This window comes from Vibrio cyclitrophicus, from assembly GCA_023206055.1.
GTDB classification, from domain to species: Bacteria; Pseudomonadota; Gammaproteobacteria; order Enterobacterales; family Vibrionaceae; genus Vibrio; species Vibrio cyclitrophicus_A.
Map to the genome: position 1 here is coordinate 3488518 of CP065366.1, position 19264 is coordinate 3507781.

General features: G+C 46.5%; 8 protein-coding genes, 2 tRNA genes, 5 rRNA genes and 1 riboswitch. Of the genes, 3 read left to right on the forward strand and 12 right to left on the reverse strand.

Annotation, left to right across the window (positions count from 1 at the left end; genetic code table 11):
- Positions 1 to 3 precede the first annotated feature (3 nt).
- From ITG09_15560 to ITG09_15590, 7 genes are all read right to left on the reverse strand, one after another.
- Positions 4 to 2896, reverse strand: a 23S ribosomal RNA gene (locus ITG09_15560).
- 369 nt (positions 2897 to 3265) lie between these two features.
- Positions 3266 to 3341: transfer RNA gene (locus ITG09_15565), tRNA-Ala, on the reverse strand.
- Between the two features lie 14 nt (positions 3342 to 3355).
- Positions 3356 to 3432: transfer RNA gene (locus ITG09_15570), tRNA-Ile, on the reverse strand.
- 67 nt (positions 3433 to 3499) lie between these two features.
- Positions 3500 to 5054: ribosomal RNA gene (locus tag ITG09_15575) — 16S ribosomal RNA — on the reverse strand.
- Between the two features lie 393 nt (positions 5055 to 5447).
- Positions 5448 to 5563 (reverse strand): 5S ribosomal RNA (rrf, locus tag ITG09_15580).
- A 99-nt stretch (positions 5564 to 5662) separates the two neighbouring features.
- A 23S ribosomal RNA gene (locus ITG09_15585) occupies positions 5663 to 8555 on the reverse strand.
- A gap of 355 nt (positions 8556 to 8910) precedes the next feature.
- Positions 8911 to 10465: ribosomal RNA gene (locus tag ITG09_15590) — 16S ribosomal RNA — on the reverse strand.
- The 16S, 23S and 5S rRNA genes sit together here with 2 tRNA genes alongside, the layout of an rRNA operon.
- 624 nt (positions 10466 to 11089) lie before the next feature.
- On the opposite strand from ITG09_15590, the gene ITG09_15595 reads away from it, so the two are divergent.
- Positions 11090 to 11542 carry an RNA-binding protein gene (locus ITG09_15595; GenBank protein UPR52054.1) on the forward strand — a complete coding sequence of 151 codons (453 nt, stop codon included), beginning with the start codon at positions 11090 to 11092 and terminating at the stop codon, positions 11540 to 11542.
- Here ITG09_15595 and ITG09_15600 read toward each other — a convergent pair.
- Genes ITG09_15600 through btuB form a run of 3 tightly spaced genes read right to left on the reverse strand, consistent with a single transcriptional unit; the run spans position 11505 to position 14921 of the window.
- Positions 11505 to 12311, reverse strand: coding sequence for a glutamate racemase (locus tag ITG09_15600; protein UPR53658.1), 807 nt, complete (start codon positions 12309 to 12311; stop codon positions 11505 to 11507). The genes ITG09_15595 and ITG09_15600 overlap by 38 nt on opposite strands.
- Positions 12312 to 12371: 60 nt before the next feature.
- Positions 12372 to 13037, reverse strand: a complete 666-nt coding sequence (locus ITG09_15605; protein ID UPR52055.1) for an adenine nucleotide alpha hydrolase — start codon at positions 13035 to 13037, stop codon at positions 12372 to 12374.
- A 48-nt stretch (positions 13038 to 13085) separates the two neighbouring features.
- Positions 13086 to 14921, reverse strand: coding sequence for a TonB-dependent vitamin B12 receptor (gene btuB / locus ITG09_15610; GenBank protein UPR52056.1), 1836 nt, complete (start codon positions 14919 to 14921; stop codon positions 13086 to 13088).
- A 39-nt stretch (positions 14922 to 14960) separates the two neighbouring features.
- Positions 14961 to 15165, reverse strand: a riboswitch (cobalamin riboswitch).
- Between the two features lie 155 nt (positions 15166 to 15320).
- Here btuB and trmA point away from each other — a divergent pair.
- Complete coding sequence (gene trmA, locus ITG09_15615; protein ID UPR52057.1) at positions 15321 to 16430, forward strand: tRNA (uridine(54)-C5)-methyltransferase TrmA; 1110 nt, start codon at positions 15321 to 15323, stop codon at positions 16428 to 16430.
- A 75-nt stretch (positions 16431 to 16505) separates the two neighbouring features.
- On the opposite strand, the gene ITG09_15620 is transcribed toward trmA, so the two are convergent.
- On the reverse strand, positions 16506 to 16877 hold the full coding sequence (locus ITG09_15620) for a YijD family membrane protein (GenBank protein ID UPR52058.1): 372 nt from the start codon (positions 16875 to 16877) through the stop codon (positions 16506 to 16508).
- Positions 16877 to 17518 carry an HTH-type transcriptional repressor FabR gene (fabR, locus tag ITG09_15625; protein UPR52059.1) on the reverse strand — a complete coding sequence of 214 codons (642 nt, stop codon included), beginning with the start codon at positions 17516 to 17518 and terminating at the stop codon, positions 16877 to 16879. Before fabR ends, ITG09_15620 begins: the two co-directional genes overlap by 1 nt.
- A 327-nt stretch (positions 17519 to 17845) precedes the next feature.
- On the opposite strand from fabR, the gene sthA reads away from it, so the two are divergent.
- The gene (sthA, locus tag ITG09_15630) at positions 17846 to 19246 is read left to right on the forward strand and encodes a Si-specific NAD(P)(+) transhydrogenase (protein UPR52060.1); all 1401 of its coding nucleotides are present in this window, start codon (positions 17846 to 17848) and stop codon (positions 19244 to 19246) included.
- Positions 19247 to 19264 lie beyond the last annotated feature (18 nt).

Genomic DNA, 19264 nt, shown 5'->3' on the forward strand with positions numbered 1-19264 from the left:
TGTATGGTTAAGCCTCACGGGCAATTAGTACAGGTTAGCTCAATGCCTCGCAGCACTTACACACCCTGCCTATCAACGTCGTAGTCTACGACAACCCTTTAGGACACTTATAGTGCCAGGGAAAACTCATCTCAAGGCTCGCTTCCCGCTTAGATGCTTTCAGCGGTTATCGATTCCGAACTTAGCTACCGGGCAATGCCATTGGCATGACAACCCGAACACCAGAGGTTCGTCCACTCCGGTCCTCTCGTACTAGGAGCAGCCCCTTTCAATTTTCCAACGCCCACGGCAGATAGGGACCGAACTGTCTCACGACGTTCTAAACCCAGCTCGCGTACCACTTTAAATGGCGAACAGCCATACCCTTGGGACCGACTTCAGCCCCAGGATGTGATGAGCCGACATCGAGGTGCCAAACACCGCCGTCGATATGAACTCTTGGGCGGTATCAGCCTGTTATCCCCGGAGTACCTTTTATCCGTTGAGCGATGGCCCTTCCATTCAGAACCACCGGATCACTATGACCTGCTTTCGCACCTGCTCGAATTGTCATTCTCGCAGTCAAGCGGGCTTATGCCATTGCACTAACCACACGATGTCCAACCGTGTTTAGCCCACCTTCGTGCTCCTCCGTTACTCTTTGGGAGGAGACCGCCCCAGTCAAACTACCCACCAGGCACTGTCCGTAATCCCGATTCAGGGACCAACGTTAGAACATCAAAACTACAAGGGTGGTATTTCAAGGACGACTCCACCACATCTAGCGACGCGGTTTCATAGTCTCCCACCTATCCTACACATGTAGGTTCAATGTTCAGTGCCAAGCTGTAGTAAAGGTTCACGGGGTCTTTCCGTCTAGCCGCGGGTACACTGCATCTTCACAGCGATTTCAATTTCACTGAGTCTCGGGTGGAGACAGCGTGGCCATCATTACGCCATTCGTGCAGGTCGGAACTTACCCGACAAGGAATTTCGCTACCTTAGGACCGTTATAGTTACGGCCGCCGTTTACCGGGGCTTCGATCAAGAGCTTCGACCGAAGTCTAACCCCATCAATTAACCTTCCGGCACCGGGCAGGCGTCACACCGTATACGTCATCTTACGATTTTGCACAGTGCTGTGTTTTTAATAAACAGTTGCAGCCACCTGGTATCTGCGACTCTCGTCTGCTCCATCCGCAAGGGACTTCACTGATAAGAGCGTACCTTCTCCCGAAGTTACGGTACCATTTTGCCTAGTTCCTTCACCCGAGTTCTCTCAAGCGCCTTGGTATTCTCTACCCGACCACCTGTGTCGGTTTGGGGTACGATTCCTTACAATCTGAAGCTTAGAGGCTTTTCCTGGAAGCATGGCATCAATGACTTCACTACCGTAGTAGCTCGACATCGTATCTCAGCGTTAAGAAAGTCCGGATTTACCTAAACTTTCCGCCTACATACTTGAACCTGGACAACCGTCGCCAGGCCCACCTAGCCTTCTCCGTCCCCCCATCGCAATTGTAAGAAGTACGGGAATATTAACCCGTTTCCCATCGACTACGCCTTTCGGCCTCGCCTTAGGAGTCGACTTACCCTGCCCCGATTAACGTTGGACAGGAACCCTTGGTCTTCCGGCGAGGGAGTTTTTCACTCCCTTTATCGTTACTCATGTCAGCATTCGCACTTCTGATACCTCCAGCAGCCCTTACAGACCACCTTCAACGGCTTACAGAACGCTCCCCTACCCCACATACCCTAAGGTACGTAGCCGCAGCTTCGGTGTATAGCTTAGCCCCGTTACATCTTCCGCGCAGGCCGACTCGACCAGTGAGCTATTACGCTTTCTTTAAATGATGGCTGCTTCTAAGCCAACATCCTGGCTGTCTGAGCCTTCCCACATCGTTTCCCACTTAGCTATACTTTGGGACCTTAGCTGGCGGTCTGGGTTGTTTCCCTCTCCACGACGGACGTTAGCACCCGCCGTGTGTCTCCCGGATAGTACTTACTGGTATTCGGAGTTTGCAAAGGGTTGGTAAGTCGGGATGACCCCCTAGCCTTAACAGTGCTCTACCCCCAGTAGTATTCGTCCGAGGCGCTACCTAAATAGCTTTCGGGGAGAACCAGCTATCTCCAGGTTTGATTGGCCTTTCACCCCTAGCCACAAGTCATCCGCTAATTTTTCAACATTAGTCGGTTCGGTCCTCCAGTTGATGTTACTCAACCTTCAACCTGCCCATGGCTAGATCACCTGGTTTCGGGTCTAATCCTAGCAACTGTACGCCCAGTTAAGACTCGGTTTCCCTACGGCTCCCCTAAACGGTTAACCTTGCTACTAAAATTAAGTCGCTGACCCATTATACAAAAGGTACGCAGTCACACCACGAAGGTGCTCCTACTGCTTGTACGTACACGGTTTCAGGTTCTATTTCACTCCCCTCACAGGGGTTCTTTTCGCCTTTCCCTCACGGTACTGGTTCACTATCGGTCAGTCAGTAGTATTTAGCCTTGGAGGATGGTCCCCCCATATTCAGACAGGATATCACGTGTCCCGCCCTACTCGTTTTCACTGATTATGAGATGTCGATTACGGGGCTATCACCCTTTATTGCGGCACTTTCCAGAGCCTTCATCTGTCTCATTAAAAGCTTAAGGGCTAATCCAATTTCGCTCGCCGCTACTTTCGGAATCTCGGTTGATTTCTCTTCCTCGGGGTACTTAGATGTTTCAGTTCCCCCGGTTTGCCTCCTGTTGCTATGTATTCACAACAGGATACTTGCTTATGCAAGTGGGTTTCCCCATTCAGGAATCCCAGACTCAAAAGGTTATTACTACCTAATCTGGGCTTATCGCAAGTTATTACGCCTTTCATCGCCTCTGACTGCCAAGGCATCCACCGTGTACGCTTAGTCACTTAACCATACAACCCGAAAGGGTTTCTATTTACTTTCACTTTCCTTTTTATTTTCACTTCTAAAAAGTGAAGACAAACAGGAGTGAAGACAAATAAGCGTATGGCAACTAACCAAGGTTTTTGGTTGTCATCAAGAAGGGTTAATTCTTGATAACTGTTTGCCGGACTCAATTGTGAATCAAATAAATTTAATTCGAATACAAGACACTTGAATGTGTTTGTTGTGTTTATCTAATGAAAGATAAACATTGAGAACTTTTAAATTTGATTTGAATTACTCGTAAGTAATCAAATCAGTCAGCTTTCCAAATTGTTAAAGAGCTTGATTTCTTTCGAAACCATTTTTAAAGATTCTTAGGGAAAAACCCTTAAAGATGGTGGAGCTATGCGGGATCGAACCGCAGACCTCCTGCGTGCAAGGCAGGCGCTCTCCCAGCTGAGCTATAGCCCCATCTAGGTCGATATTGGTGGGTCTGAGTGGACTTGAACCACCGACCTCCCGCTTATCAGGCGAGCGCTCTAACCAGCTGAGCTACAGACCCAATATCGTCTCTTTACTTTTCTAAACCTAATCAATCTGTGTGGACACTCATCGTAAGTATCTTCGTATAAGGAGGTGATCCAGCCCCAGGTTCCCCTAGGGCTACCTTGTTACGACTTCACCCCAGTCATGAACCACAAAGTGGTGAGCGTCCTCCCCGAAAGGTTAAACTACCCACTTCTTTTGCAGCCCACTCCCATGGTGTGACGGGCGGTGTGTACAAGGCCCGGGAACGTATTCACCGTGACATTCTGATTCACGATTACTAGCGATTCCGACTTCATGGAGTCGAGTTGCAGACTCCAATCCGGACTACGACGCACTTTTTGGGATTCGCTCACTATCGCTAGCTTGCTGCCCTCTGTATGCGCCATTGTAGCACGTGTGTAGCCCTACTCGTAAGGGCCATGATGACTTGACGTCGTCCCCACCTTCCTCCGGTTTATCACCGGCAGTCTCCCTGGAGTTCCCGACATTACTCGCTGGCAAACAAGGATAAGGGTTGCGCTCGTTGCGGGACTTAACCCAACATTTCACAACACGAGCTGACGACAGCCATGCAGCACCTGTCTCAGAGCTCCCGAAGGCACACCTGCGTCTCCGCTGGCTTCTCTGGATGTCAAGAGTAGGTAAGGTTCTTCGCGTTGCATCGAATTAAACCACATGCTCCACCGCTTGTGCGGGCCCCCGTCAATTCATTTGAGTTTTAATCTTGCGACCGTACTCCCCAGGCGGTCTACTTAACGCGTTAGCTCCGAAAGCCACGGCTCAAGGCCACAACCTCCAAGTAGACATCGTTTACGGCGTGGACTACCAGGGTATCTAATCCTGTTTGCTCCCCACGCTTTCGCATCTGAGTGTCAGTGTCTGTCCAGGGGGCCGCCTTCGCCACTGGTATTCCTTCAGATCTCTACGCATTTCACCGCTACACCTGAAATTCTACCCCCCTCTACAGCACTCTAGTTCACCAGTTTCAAATGCAGTTCCGAGGTTGAGCCCCGGGCTTTCACATCTGACTTAATGAACCACCTGCATGCGCTTTACGCCCAGTAATTCCGATTAACGCTCGCACCCTCCGTATTACCGCGGCTGCTGGCACGGAGTTAGCCGGTGCTTCTTCTGTTGCTAACGTCAAGATGCGCAGCTATTAACTACACACCCTTCCTCACAACTGAAAGTACTTTACAACCCGAAGGCCTTCTTCATACACGCGGCATGGCTGCATCAGGCTTTCGCCCATTGTGCAATATTCCCCACTGCTGCCTCCCGTAGGAGTCTGGACCGTGTCTCAGTTCCAGTGTGGCTGATCATCCTCTCAGACCAGCTAGGGATCGTCGCCTTGGTGAGCCATTACCTCACCAACTAGCTAATCCCACCTAGGCATATCTTGACGCGAGAGGCCCGAAGGTCCCCCTCTTTGGCCCGTAGGCATTATGCGGTATTAGCCATCGTTTCCAATGGTTATCCCCCACATCAAGGCAATTTCCTAGGCATTACTCACCCGTCCGCCGCTCGACGCCCATTAACGCACCCGAAGGATTGTTAGTGTCGTTTCCGCTCGACTTGCATGTGTTAGGCCTGCCGCCAGCGTTCAATCTGAGCCATGATCAAACTCTTCAATTTAAGATTTTGTGACTCAACGAATACTGACTTCAAAACTAATATTTACCGAAGTAAACATGTAATTCTAAAGCTATTACCATTCCAACAGAATGGTAATGAATTGACTGTGCCGAATAACTACAAGTAGTTAAACGTATTGGTCACTCAGTTCATTGAAATCAATTTTGATTCCGAAGAATCTGTTTTATCTAACGATAAAACGTTTTGATATTCATCAACGAGTGCCCACACAGATTGATAGGTTTAAATTGTTAAAGAGCTTTGCTTTCAGTGCCTTAGCACGTAAGCAGGACGCGTATAATACGCTTTCCACTTTGAAAGTCAACATAAAACTCTAAGAAACTTAGAACTCTATGGTGACTTGTCTATTAAATAGACAAAGTCGAAATTAAAGCCTGGCGATGTCCTACTCTCACATGGGGAAGCCCCACACTACCATCGGCGCTATTGTGTTTCACTTCTGAGTTCGGCATGGAATCAGGTGGGTCCACAATGCTATGGTCGCCAAGCAAATTTTAAAATTCGGAAAGCTATAATCTAAAAGTATTTCTCTTCAAACTCATTCAAGGTCTGGTACATCTGAGTCCACAAAACCCCTTGGGTGTTGTATGGTTAAGCCTCACGGGCAATTAGTACAGGTTAGCTCAATGCCTCGCAGCACTTACACACCCTGCCTATCAACGTCGTAGTCTACGACAACCCTTTAGGACACTTATAGTGCCAGGGAAAACTCATCTCAAGGCTCGCTTCCCGCTTAGATGCTTTCAGCGGTTATCGATTCCGAACTTAGCTACCGGGCAATGCCATTGGCATGACAACCCGAACACCAGAGGTTCGTCCACTCCGGTCCTCTCGTACTAGGAGCAGCCCCTTTCAATTTTCCAACGCCCACGGCAGATAGGGACCGAACTGTCTCACGACGTTCTAAACCCAGCTCGCGTACCACTTTAAATGGCGAACAGCCATACCCTTGGGACCGACTTCAGCCCCAGGATGTGATGAGCCGACATCGAGGTGCCAAACACCGCCGTCGATATGAACTCTTGGGCGGTATCAGCCTGTTATCCCCGGAGTACCTTTTATCCGTTGAGCGATGGCCCTTCCATTCAGAACCACCGGATCACTATGACCTGCTTTCGCACCTGCTCGAATTGTCATTCTCGCAGTCAAGCGGGCTTATGCCATTGCACTAACCACACGATGTCCAACCGTGTTTAGCCCACCTTCGTGCTCCTCCGTTACTCTTTGGGAGGAGACCGCCCCAGTCAAACTACCCACCAGGCACTGTCCGTAATCCCGATTCAGGGACCAACGTTAGAACATCAAAACTACAAGGGTGGTATTTCAAGGACGACTCCACCACATCTAGCGACGCGGTTTCATAGTCTCCCACCTATCCTACACATGTAGGTTCAATGTTCAGTGCCAAGCTGTAGTAAAGGTTCACGGGGTCTTTCCGTCTAGCCGCGGGTACACTGCATCTTCACAGCGATTTCAATTTCACTGAGTCTCGGGTGGAGACAGCGTGGCCATCATTACGCCATTCGTGCAGGTCGGAACTTACCCGACAAGGAATTTCGCTACCTTAGGACCGTTATAGTTACGGCCGCCGTTTACCGGGGCTTCGATCAAGAGCTTCGACCGAAGTCTAACCCCATCAATTAACCTTCCGGCACCGGGCAGGCGTCACACCGTATACGTCATCTTACGATTTTGCACAGTGCTGTGTTTTTAATAAACAGTTGCAGCCACCTGGTATCTGCGACTCTCGTCTGCTCCATCCGCAAGGGACTTCACTGATAAGAGCGTACCTTCTCCCGAAGTTACGGTACCATTTTGCCTAGTTCCTTCACCCGAGTTCTCTCAAGCGCCTTGGTATTCTCTACCCGACCACCTGTGTCGGTTTGGGGTACGATTCCTTACAATCTGAAGCTTAGAGGCTTTTCCTGGAAGCATGGCATCAATGACTTCACTACCGTAGTAGCTCGACATCGTATCTCAGCGTTAAGAAAGTCCGGATTTACCTAAACTTTCCGCCTACATACTTGAACCTGGACAACCGTCGCCAGGCCCACCTAGCCTTCTCCGTCCCCCCATCGCAATTGTAAGAAGTACGGGAATATTAACCCGTTTCCCATCGACTACGCCTTTCGGCCTCGCCTTAGGAGTCGACTTACCCTGCCCCGATTAACGTTGGACAGGAACCCTTGGTCTTCCGGCGAGGGAGTTTTTCACTCCCTTTATCGTTACTCATGTCAGCATTCGCACTTCTGATACCTCCAGCAGCCCTTACAGACCACCTTCAACGGCTTACAGAACGCTCCCCTACCCCACATACCCTAAGGTACGTAGCCGCAGCTTCGGTGTATAGCTTAGCCCCGTTACATCTTCCGCGCAGGCCGACTCGACCAGTGAGCTATTACGCTTTCTTTAAATGATGGCTGCTTCTAAGCCAACATCCTGGCTGTCTGAGCCTTCCCACATCGTTTCCCACTTAGCTATACTTTGGGACCTTAGCTGGCGGTCTGGGTTGTTTCCCTCTCCACGACGGACGTTAGCACCCGCCGTGTGTCTCCCGGATAGTACTTACTGGTATTCGGAGTTTGCAAAGGGTTGGTAAGTCGGGATGACCCCCTAGCCTTAACAGTGCTCTACCCCCAGTAGTATTCGTCCGAGGCGCTACCTAAATAGCTTTCGGGGAGAACCAGCTATCTCCAGGTTTGATTGGCCTTTCACCCCTAGCCACAAGTCATCCGCTAATTTTTCAACATTAGTCGGTTCGGTCCTCCAGTTGATGTTACTCAACCTTCAACCTGCCCATGGCTAGATCACCTGGTTTCGGGTCTAATCCTAGCAACTGTACGCCCAGTTAAGACTCGGTTTCCCTACGGCTCCCCTAAACGGTTAACCTTGCTACTAAAATTAAGTCGCTGACCCATTATACAAAAGGTACGCAGTCACACCACGAAGGTGCTCCTACTGCTTGTACGTACACGGTTTCAGGTTCTATTTCACTCCCCTCACAGGGGTTCTTTTCGCCTTTCCCTCACGGTACTGGTTCACTATCGGTCAGTCAGTAGTATTTAGCCTTGGAGGATGGTCCCCCCATATTCAGACAGGATATCACGTGTCCCGCCCTACTCGTTTTCACTGATTATGAGATGTCGATTACGGGGCTATCACCCTTTATTGCGGCACTTTCCAGAGCCTTCATCTGTCTCATTAAAAGCTTAAGGGCTAATCCAATTTCGCTCGCCGCTACTTTCGGAATCTCGGTTGATTTCTCTTCCTCGGGGTACTTAGATGTTTCAGTTCCCCCGGTTTGCCTCCTGTTGCTATGTATTCACAACAGGATACTTGCTTATGCAAGTGGGTTTCCCCATTCAGGAATCCCAGACTCAAAAGGTTATTACTACCTAATCTGGGCTTATCGCAAGTTATTACGCCTTTCATCGCCTCTGACTGCCAAGGCATCCACCGTGTACGCTTAGTCACTTAACCATACAACCCGAAAGGGTCTTAGCGTATGGCAACTAACCAAGGTTTTTGGTTGTCATCAAGAAGGGTTAATTCTTGATAACTGTTTGCCGGACTCAATTGTGAATCAATGTAAACATTGATTCGAATACAAGACACTTGAATGTGTTTGTTGTGTTTATCTAATGAAAGATAAACATTGAGAACTTTTAAATTTGATTGAATTACTCGTAAGTAATCAATCAGTCAGCTTTCCAAATTGTTAAAGAGCATAAAGCAAAAAGCTTTAATCAATAACTTACGTTATTAATTAAAGCTCTGGCTTTAACTAAATCTAAACCATCAATCTGTGTGGACACTCATCGTAAGTATCTTCGTATAAGGAGGTGATCCAGCCCCAGGTTCCCCTAGGGCTACCTTGTTACGACTTCACCCCAGTCATGAACCACAAAGTGGTGAGCGTCCTCCCCGAAAGGTTAAACTACCCACTTCTTTTGCAGCCCACTCCCATGGTGTGACGGGCGGTGTGTACAAGGCCCGGGAACGTATTCACCGTGACATTCTGATTCACGATTACTAGCGATTCCGACTTCATGGAGTCGAGTTGCAGACTCCAATCCGGACTACGACGCACTTTTTGGGATTCGCTCACTATCGCTAGCTTGCTGCCCTCTGTATGCGCCATTGTAGCACGTGTGTAGCCCTACTCGTAAGGGCCATGATGACTTGACGTCGTCCCCACCTTCCTCCGGTTTATCACCGGCAGTCTCCCTGGAGTTCCCGACATTACTCGCTGGCAAACAAGGATAAGGGTTGCGCTCGTTGCGGGACTTAACCCAACATTTCACAACACGAGCTGACGACAGCCATGCAGCACCTGTCTCAGAGCTCCCGAAGGCACACCTGCGTCTCCGCTGGCTTCTCTGGATGTCAAGAGTAGGTAAGGTTCTTCGCGTTGCATCGAATTAAACCACATGCTCCACCGCTTGTGCGGGCCCCCGTCAATTCATTTGAGTTTTAATCTTGCGACCGTACTCCCCAGGCGGTCTACTTAACGCGTTAGCTCCGAAAGCCACGGCTCAAGGCCACAACCTCCAAGTAGACATCGTTTACGGCGTGGACTACCAGGGTATCTAATCCTGTTTGCTCCCCACGCTTTCGCATCTGAGTGTCAGTGTCTGTCCAGGGGGCCGCCTTCGCCACTGGTATTCCTTCAGATCTCTACGCATTTCACCGCTACACCTGAAATTCTACCCCCCTCTACAGCACTCTAGTTCACCAGTTTCAAATGCAGTTCCGAGGTTGAGCCCCGGGCTTTCACATCTGACTTAATGAACCACCTGCATGCGCTTTACGCCCAGTAATTCCGATTAACGCTCGCACCCTCCGTATTACCGCGGCTGCTGGCACGGAGTTAGCCGGTGCTTCTTCTGTTGCTAACGTCAAGATGCGCAGCTATTAACTACACACCCTTCCTCACAACTGAAAGTACTTTACAACCCGAAGGCCTTCTTCATACACGCGGCATGGCTGCATCAGGCTTTCGCCCATTGTGCAATATTCCCCACTGCTGCCTCCCGTAGGAGTCTGGACCGTGTCTCAGTTCCAGTGTGGCTGATCATCCTCTCAGACCAGCTAGGGATCGTCGCCTTGGTGAGCCATTACCTCACCAACTAGCTAATCCCACCTAGGCATATCTTGACGCGAGAGGCCCGAAGGTCCCCCTCTTTGGCCCGTAGGCATTATGCGGTATTAGCCATCGTTTCCAATGGTTATCCCCCACATCAAGGCAATTTCCTAGGCATTACTCACCCGTCCGCCGCTCGACGCCCATTAACGCACCCGAAGGATTGTTAGTGTCGTTTCCGCTCGACTTGCATGTGTTAGGCCTGCCGCCAGCGTTCAATCTGAGCCATGATCAAACTCTTCAATTTAAGATTTTGTGACTCAACGAATACTGACTTCAAAACTAATATTTACCGAAGTAAACATGTAATTCTAAAGCTATTACCATTCCAACAGAATGGTAATGAATTGACTGTGCCGAATAACTACAAGTAGTTAAACGTATTGGTCACTCAGTTCATTGAAATCAATTTTGATTCCGAAGAATCTGTTTTATCTAACGATAAAACGTTTTGATATTCATCAACGAGTGCCCACACAGATTGATAGGTTTAAATTGTTAAAGAGCGCTAGCGTTTTGTGATTTACATCTCAGTCGCTAGGGGTGCGTACTATACCTGTACCACTTAGAGAGTCAAGGGTTATTTTAAACTCCTTTTCCTCTACCGATTTCGCTGTGTGACTTTCGTCTCACTCCGTGTCGGTGAGGCGGCATTATAGAGAGATCGACATAGAGCACAAGGGCTTTTTTGAATAAAAGTTTTGTTCGCCTAAAAAGCCACCAGATCCGCATTTTTCGAATAAAAACTAAACATTTGAGACGTATCACAGCAATACATTGGCAAAATGGAAACCATGAACGTAAGATTCATGTATCTATTTTGTTAAGAGTAGATGCGTCTATTTCGTTTATTAATATGTAGTATTCCGATATGAACTCAAAAAAATCGATGTTGTTAATTGTCGCACTAGCTGTTCTAGGTGGCATTGTTTTCTCTCAGGTAGATATATCGCCTGCAATTACCTTTATCCTTGGTGTCTTGGCTTCCGCTTTTGTTGTTAACTTTTCAAGCACCGACTCAAAATCAGATTCAGAACCGAAGGCATCAACAAAAACACTTTATGTAGGTAACCTTCCATACAAAGCGAATGAGTCACACGTACGTGAATTATTCTCAGAGTATGGTGAAGTATTTGCAGTACGCTTAATGAAAGACAAACGTACTGGTAAAAGAAGAGGCTTTGGATTTGTCGTAATGGCTAGCAATGATGTGAATCATGCTATTTCAGAACTTAACGATAAAGATTACATGCAACGAACTTTAAAAGTGCGAGTTGCAAATGATCCTAAACATCCAGAAACGGACGAAGCTGAACTGAGCTAAATCCTAACTGCTTCAACATGCTATTTAGTGCACTTTCTTTCTTAGGAAGTGCACTACAAAAAACCTCACGCACTCCCCCTTCTTTATCACTACTTTCCAAATCCAATAAATCTTGAACTCGCTTCGCAATCGCTTTACCAGAATCAACCAATAAAACACTCTTACCTAGGACTTGTTGAATCTCTGATTTTATCAGCGGGAAATGTGTGCATCCTAAAACGGCCACATCAATTGTGTTGATCATCGGTTGAAGGATAAGTTGCAACTCTTCAAGATCAATCACCTCACCTCTGAGTTTATCTTCGGCCATATCCACCAGCCGAGTAGAGCCTAAAAGTTCGACTCTTTTATTACTCGAGAAGTTTTTGATGAGCTCGTGTGTGTATTCACGAGTAATCGTTGCGGGAGTAGCAATAAGACCCACCGCTTTATTGGCAAGTAGGGATGCAGGTTTGATTGCCGGAACAACGCCAACAATTGGGATTAGATTATTAGCACGCAGTGTAGGTAAGACAATCGTACTTGCGGTATTGCAGGCTATAACTACGATATCAATAGCGTGGCTAGCCACAAAGCTAGCGACGATACTTTGGACTCTGCGGACAAGAACTTGTTGATCGAGTTCACCGTATGGGTAAGCCTCGTTATCGAATACATAAGTATAGTTATGATTTGGTAGTAACTGGCTTATCTCCTTATATACAGATAGGCCACCCACTCCAGAATCAAAGACCAATATGTTTTTTTGTATGCTTTCCGACACAACCATTACCTGTAAGAAGTTCCGCAGCAATGATACCCCTTCACTGAGTTTTCGCCAATCCTCACTCTATATAATGCAAGCTTGATAACGTTGATGAACAAAGCGCTCACCTTGCTCTACATTTTCTAGATCTATCTTGAGCTTACCTTTAAAGCATGGCGCTGATGTCACTAAGGTATGGAACTCGCCATCTTCGCCACATGGATCAACATGACTCGGTAAGCTGTCTATTAGTTCAAGCGTGTATTTTTTCCCGCAATAGCTCATGTCTAATGCATCGCTATCGACCGTTACAAGAAAGGTTTCGATTCCTCTGTCTATTATTTCACTAGCAAGTGCCTGACTGCTCTCTCCCATAAGAGGAAACACAGACTCCCAACCCGCTGGTTCTATATAGCTTCTTCGATAGTCGGCAATACCATTACAAAACATGTCTCCAAACGCGACTGCATCGATTGATAAGCCAGAACCTTTAAGTGCGGAGACAATGGTACTTTGATAAATCTCATTACTAGGAAACACTTCCGGGAGCTCAATCGTGATTAATGGCAAACCGATTAATTGCGCCTGCATGGCAACCACATCAATCGGAGTCACTTGAAAAGGAACTTCATCTCCAACATACGTCGTATAGAGAGCAACAACTTCATATTCGGAGCTTTCAAGTAGACGCTCTAGCGTTAATGTTGAGTCTTTACCTGATGACCAACTTATGACGACTTTCTTTTTCATTGATATACCCATTAAGAAAAAACCGCCCGAAGGCGGTTTAGGTGTAAATTAGAACTGGTAAGCTACGTTTAAGTAGTAAGCTCGCTCTGCGGCTGGGTACCCTAAAGCCGTTTCGTAATCTTCATCAAGTAAGTTATCAACACGAGCACTGATCGTAGTGTTGTCATTAGCATAATAGCTAACAGCAGTGTCAACCAATGAATAAGATGGGAGAGTTACATCACTATATGGCCACGTCCCGTAATCAACATCAGGTCGCTTACCTACATATTGATAGCTTATAGACCAATCGACGACGTCAAATGCCACCAATGCATTCCACTTATACAGTTCTTTTGCTCGGCGTTGCAACTGCTTGCCATCATCACCTTCTGCATCTTTATAATCAGCACTCAGCTGGTGTTGAACAATGCCCGTATCAAACTCGGCAGTCAGCTCTACACCTTGAATATGCGTCTCACCATCAACATTGATGTATTTATATGTTGTTGGGTGGTAATCGATTAGATTGGTGATTTTGTAATCGTATCCAGTTAATGTCCAATATACGTCTTTCACTAGACCATAAAAGCCCACCTCAATCGCATCAGATTCTTCTGGCTTAAGATCTTGAGTTCCGTAAGACGGATCATACTGTTGGTAAAGGTTTGGAGCTTTAAAAGCTGTACCGTATGAAGCTTTCATACCAAATTCTGGAATAAATTGATAACCAGCCCCGACGTTATATGTCGTTTCTGTACCAAATTCTTCATTGTCATCGACTCTTGCACTTGCTTCTAAAGTTGCAGAATCAACAGTGACCGAAGATAGACCGAATACTGCCAAGTTAGAACGGTCGAATGTTTTATTCGCATTCTTATCTACATATGACTCATCGCGCCAATCAACGCCACCAGCTAACACAACATTCTTGTTTAATTTATAGCTATTAACCCACTGAACATTGCTTTGTTCTAACTCGTCTTGAGTTCCAGATGTTTTGCTTTCACCAAATTGATAGTTCCAAGAATCTTGGCTTTGTACTGTAGCTTGCATTTCAGAGCGTAATTGACGGCCTTGATAAGTACCACCAATCGACACTGATAAATCGTCTTTTTCAGATTCCATATAACTACGTGTACTGTATGTATTGTCGTACTGGTAAATATTCTCATAGGCACGAACATTACCAAATACACTGAATTGTTCATTCAACTTATGAGTATAACCAATCAAACCGTTCAACGTCTCGAAGCCATGGCGGTCGCCATCATTTAAGCCTGGTACGGGCTTAACATTGTAGCCTTCATCGCTTTCATGGCTAATAGCAAGGTTTAGCTGACCATTTTCAGAAGTCGCAACACCGGATGCTAGACTAAGTTCTTGATAGTCTAGGCTACCCAAACCAGCACTCAATGTTGTTGACTCATCCGTCGCACGAGCAATCGTAATAATGTTGATTACACCACCAATAGCTTCGGAACCGTATAAAGAAGCTCGAGCTCCTCGTACATACTCGATCCTCTGAACATAACTCAATGGAATCTGGTTGAAATCTACCGCACCTTTTGCTGCACGAGCAAAACGAACACCATCAACTAAAACGAGGACTTGATCAGAACTTGTTCCGCGAACAAATATAGAAGCGAGCTGTCCCCTACCACCATTTTGAGTAATCTGGATACCTGTTAATCTTCTCAACACATCTGGGATTGTTTTAGCTTGTGTTCTTTGAAAATCTTGGCGGGTAACAACTTCAACATCAGTTAATGTCGCCGTGGCAGACTGCTCAAAACGGTTAGCCGTAACTACCATGGTTTCGTCGGCAGAGGCTTCTTGGGCATGTAAATTGGAGATAGGTGAAAGCAGCGATGCTACAGCAACCGCTAAAAGGGATTTGTTCATGTTGTGATCCTAAATCGCGTAAAGTCCTACCAAACCACATTGTGTGGCTTAGCCGCTGGCAGGTATTCGGACTCAAGAGCACAACCTTATGGTTACCTAATATTCGACTTCCCACAAAAAGCTATTTGCAGTGTCTTATGAATACTCGTTCTCTTTTACCGCTGCGCGTCAGTTCTGGATTCACACCAGATTCCCTCTTCAGCCATCTATACATCCAAATGGCACCAGCTTGCCGAAGATAGTATTGGCCTATGAATCATTTGTCTAGTCTAAGATAGTTAATAAGCTATAGTTTTCATGGCCGATTTACACTGAATGGCTCTCAACACTGGACAAGCGCCTGTGATTGAATAAAATCTGCGCTCTTGATTTAAAAGCACGACAGCAAAAGGCATAACAATGGCGAATTTAGATGTAAACCCGCAACGCTACCAAGAACAACTGACAGAAAAGACTGAGCGTCTTACTGAAATGTTCTCAGAATATAATGTGCCTGAGCTGGAAGTGTATGAATCTCCAGAACAACACTACCGCATGCGTGCTGAGTTCCGCGTGTGGCATGAAGGTGACGATATGTATTACGTCATGTTCAATCAAGAGACTAAAGAAAAATACCGTGTAGACCAGTTCCCTGCGGCTAGCCGTCTTATTAACGACCTAATGCCTCTATTAACGGATGCAATGAAGAACAACCACTCTCTACGCCACAAGCTATTCCAAGTAGATTTCCTCTCTACGTTGAGTGGCGAGATTTTGGTGTCACTGCTTTACCACCGTCAATTAGGTGAACAGTGGATTCAAGATGCTAAAGCACTTAAGCAGCAATTAAACGATGAAGGTTTTAACCTGAACCTGATTGGTCGTGCGCGTAAGATGAAAATCGTATTGGACCGCGACTACGTCATTGAAAAGCTAGATGTGAATGGTGATAGCTACATCTACCAACAAGTAGAGAACAGCTTTACTCAACCAAACGGCAAAGTGGCAGAGAAAATGTTGGAATGGGCTGTCGACTGTACTCAAGACAGCAAAGGCGACTTGCTTGAGCTTTACTGTGGTAACGGTAACTTCTCATTAGCGCTGGCACAAAACTTCGAGCGTGTACTGGCAACAGAATTGGCGAAGCCGTCAGTAGAATCTGCACAATACAACATCGCGGCGAACAACATTGAAAATGTTCAGATCATCCGCATGTCTGCAGAAGATTTTACCGTAGCAATGGAAGGTAAGCGTGAGTTCCGTCGTCTACAGCAAGCGAACATCGATCTTAAGAGCTACAACTGCAACACTATCTTTGTTGACCCACCGCGTTCAGGTATGGACGTTGATACTTGTAAGATGGTTCAAGGGTACGAGCGCATCATGTACATCTCTTGTAACCCTGAGACATTGAAAGAGAACCTAGACATTCTAAGCGAAACGCACGACATCACTCGTTTTGCTCTATTTGACCAGTTCCCTTATACGCACCACATGGAAGCCGGTGTATTCCTAGAGCGTAAAGCGTAAATCTCGCTCTCTAGATAGTACAACAGATACAAAAAAACGAGCCCATTGGCTCGTTTTTTTTATTTATACGTTGGTTTAAGCAGTTTTACCGATAAAGCCTAGCTTCTTACCTACCCAAGCGAGCAGTAACATAGCGACAATAATCGCAAAGAAGTTTGAACCTGCATCAGGATGTTGTGCTTTCACAAAAGCCGAGTGGCCAAATGCGCCGACAAAGAAACAAGCTAAACCCACTAATGGAATATCTTCAGATACTGGATTCGTTAGGTATTCTTGGTAAAGCGCTTGTACAGCCAAAACTAAAGCAATTAGCGGGAAAATAGAGAAGCCCACTTCGCTCATTGTTACCCAAGATAACAGTGCATCACCACACACACCTGCAACAACAGCAAGTACGAGTGTCTTTCTTTCAGAACCACGGTTTACAGTATTATTTTCATTCGACATTATTCAATCCCGCCTTTTAATCGGTTACGTTCACGTTCTTTACGATACCAAAAAGCCCCTTTGGCCATCATTCGTAATTGCATGATCAAGCGTTCAGCCAATTCATCTCGCTGACGTCGATCTAAATCTAATGCTTCTGCCCCTGAATTGAAAACCAATATGACCGAGGCTTCTGCTTGAGTAAAAGCTTCATCTCTTGTCATGCCTGTCGTTATCAGATATTCGGTTAATTCAGCAGAAAAGTGTTGTATCTCACGAGCTACCGCTGCACGAAACTCAAATGAAGTTCCTGAGCGCTCTCGTAATAACAGTCTGAATACGTTTGGGCTGCTTTCAATAAATTCCATAAAGGTTTCAACCGATGTGCGAATCACACTGCCTTCCTTTGCTATACGCTGACGAGCTTGACGCATTAGTTGGCGTAATAATAAACCACCTTCATCAACCATGGTTAAGCCAAGCTCATCCATATCTTTAAAGTGACGATAAAAGGAAGTCGGTGCTATTCCAGCCTCACGAGCGACTTCTCTCAAGCTTAGGTTGGAAAAACTACGATCGGCGCTGAGTTGGCTAAATGCTGCATCAATTAAGCTACGACGAGTTTTTTCTTTTTGCTGTGCGCGAATGCCCATTGGTTTCATACTTTATCAATTTCTTCTTTTACAGCCTAAACAGGCATGTCTAATTCTCTGTTTAATATAACGCGAATCACTTCTTTATATAAGGCACTCTGGTTATATAAGACACTAAACACACCTCTTTGTTCACGTACCGAAGTAAATACGTTCGAAGAAAAAATTTCAATATCCACACTGTCATTTGGAGACATACGACATACCAAATATTATTTTTTCGATAACACTGCGTGATCCCACCGACTCTCTGATGCCCTTTTCATGTACCCAAGAACAGAATCAGTTAAAATCTCGCTAAAGCAATGTTAATCAAATATAACAAGGAAGATATCTATGCCGCACTCCAACCACTTTGATGTAATCGTAATTGGTAGTGGCCCCGGGGGAGAGGGGGCAGCGATGGGATTAACCAAAGCCGGGTTGAACGTTGCAATCATTGAAAAAGAGAGCAGCGTTGGTGGGGGTTGTACTCACTGGGGAACCATTCCTTCCAAAGCACTGCGTCATGCCGTAAGCCGTATTATCGAATTCAACAGTAATCCTCTGTTTTGTCAGAACAACAAAAGCATTCACTCAACGTTTTCCAACATCCTGGGCCATGCTAAATCAGTCATCGACAAGCAGACTCGCTTACGCCAAGGGTTCTACGACCGCAACCAGTGCACACTGGTATTCGGTACGGCTCGTTTTATCGATACCAACACCATCTCGGTGATACAGAGTGATGGTACTGAAGAACACTACAGTGCAGACAAATTTGTTATCGCGACAGGCTCTCGCCCTTACCAACCAGATAACGTCGACTTCCTGCATGAACGTATCTACGACAGCGACTCAATTCTTTCTCTTAAACACGATCCGCAACACATCATCATCTATGGTGCTGGCGTTATTGGTTGTGAATACGCGTCGATTTTCCGCGGTTTGGGTGTCAAAACCGATCTTATCAATACTCGTGACCGTTTGTTGTCATTTCTAGACAATGAAACCTCGGATGCGCTTTCTTACCACTTCTGGAACAGCGGCGTGGTGATTCGGAACGACGAAACCTTTGAGAAAATCGAAGGCACGGACGATGGCGTGATCATTCACCTAGAATCAGGCAAAAAAATGCGCGCCGACTGCCTACTGTATGCCAATGGCCGAACCGGTAATACCGATAAGTTAAACCTTGGTGCGGTTGGCTTAGAAGCAGACTCTCGTGGGCAAGTATCAGTAAACACCAATTACCAAACCAATGTTGACCATGTTTACGCAGTAGGTGATGTGATTGGCTACCCTAGCCTAGCGAGTGCGGCTTATGACCAAGGTCGATTCGTTGCACAGGCGATTGTCAAAGGTGAAGCTGAACGCCACCTTATTGAAGACATCCCAACAGGTATCTACACCATCCCTGAGATCAGTTCTGTTGGTAAAACCGAGCAAGAACTAACGGCTGCGAAAGTACCGTACGAAGTGGGACGTTCTTCATTCAAACACTTAGCTCGCGCTCAAATCGCCGGTAAAGATATTGGTAGCTTGAAGATCCTATTCCACCGTGAAACCAAAGAGATTTTGGGTATCCACGTGTTTGGTGAGCGTGCTGCTGAAATCATCCATATCGGCCAAGCGATTATGGAACAGAAAGGTGAAGCAAATACCATCGAGTACTTTGTAAACACCACCTTTAATTATCCAACGATGGCAGAAGCTTATCGTGTTGCAGCACTTAACGGACTTAACCGTTTGTTCTAAATAAAGAACCAACAGGAG

What these genes read in the sequence shown, in the direction of transcription:
- ITG09_15595 (UPR52054.1), top strand. Translation starts at nt 11,090, where the DNA reads ATGAACTCAAAAAAATCGATGTTGTTAATTGTCGCACTAGCTGTTCTA.
- ITG09_15600 (UPR53658.1), bottom strand. Translation starts at nt 12,311, where the DNA reads ATGGTTGTGTCGGAAAGCATACAAAAAAACATATTGGTCTTTGATTCT.
- ITG09_15605 (UPR52055.1), bottom strand. Translation starts at nt 13,037, where the DNA reads ATGAAAAAGAAAGTCGTCATAAGTTGGTCATCAGGTAAAGACTCAACA.
- btuB (UPR52056.1), bottom strand. Translation starts at nt 14,921, where the DNA reads ATGAACAAATCCCTTTTAGCGGTTGCTGTAGCATCGCTGCTTTCACCT.
- trmA (UPR52057.1), top strand. Translation starts at nt 15,321, where the DNA reads ATGGCGAATTTAGATGTAAACCCGCAACGCTACCAAGAACAACTGACA.
- ITG09_15620 (UPR52058.1), bottom strand. Translation starts at nt 16,877, where the DNA reads ATGTCGAATGAAAATAATACTGTAAACCGTGGTTCTGAAAGAAAGACA.
- fabR (UPR52059.1), bottom strand. Translation starts at nt 17,518, where the DNA reads ATGAAACCAATGGGCATTCGCGCACAGCAAAAAGAAAAAACTCGTCGT.
- sthA (UPR52060.1), top strand. Translation starts at nt 17,846, where the DNA reads ATGCCGCACTCCAACCACTTTGATGTAATCGTAATTGGTAGTGGCCCC.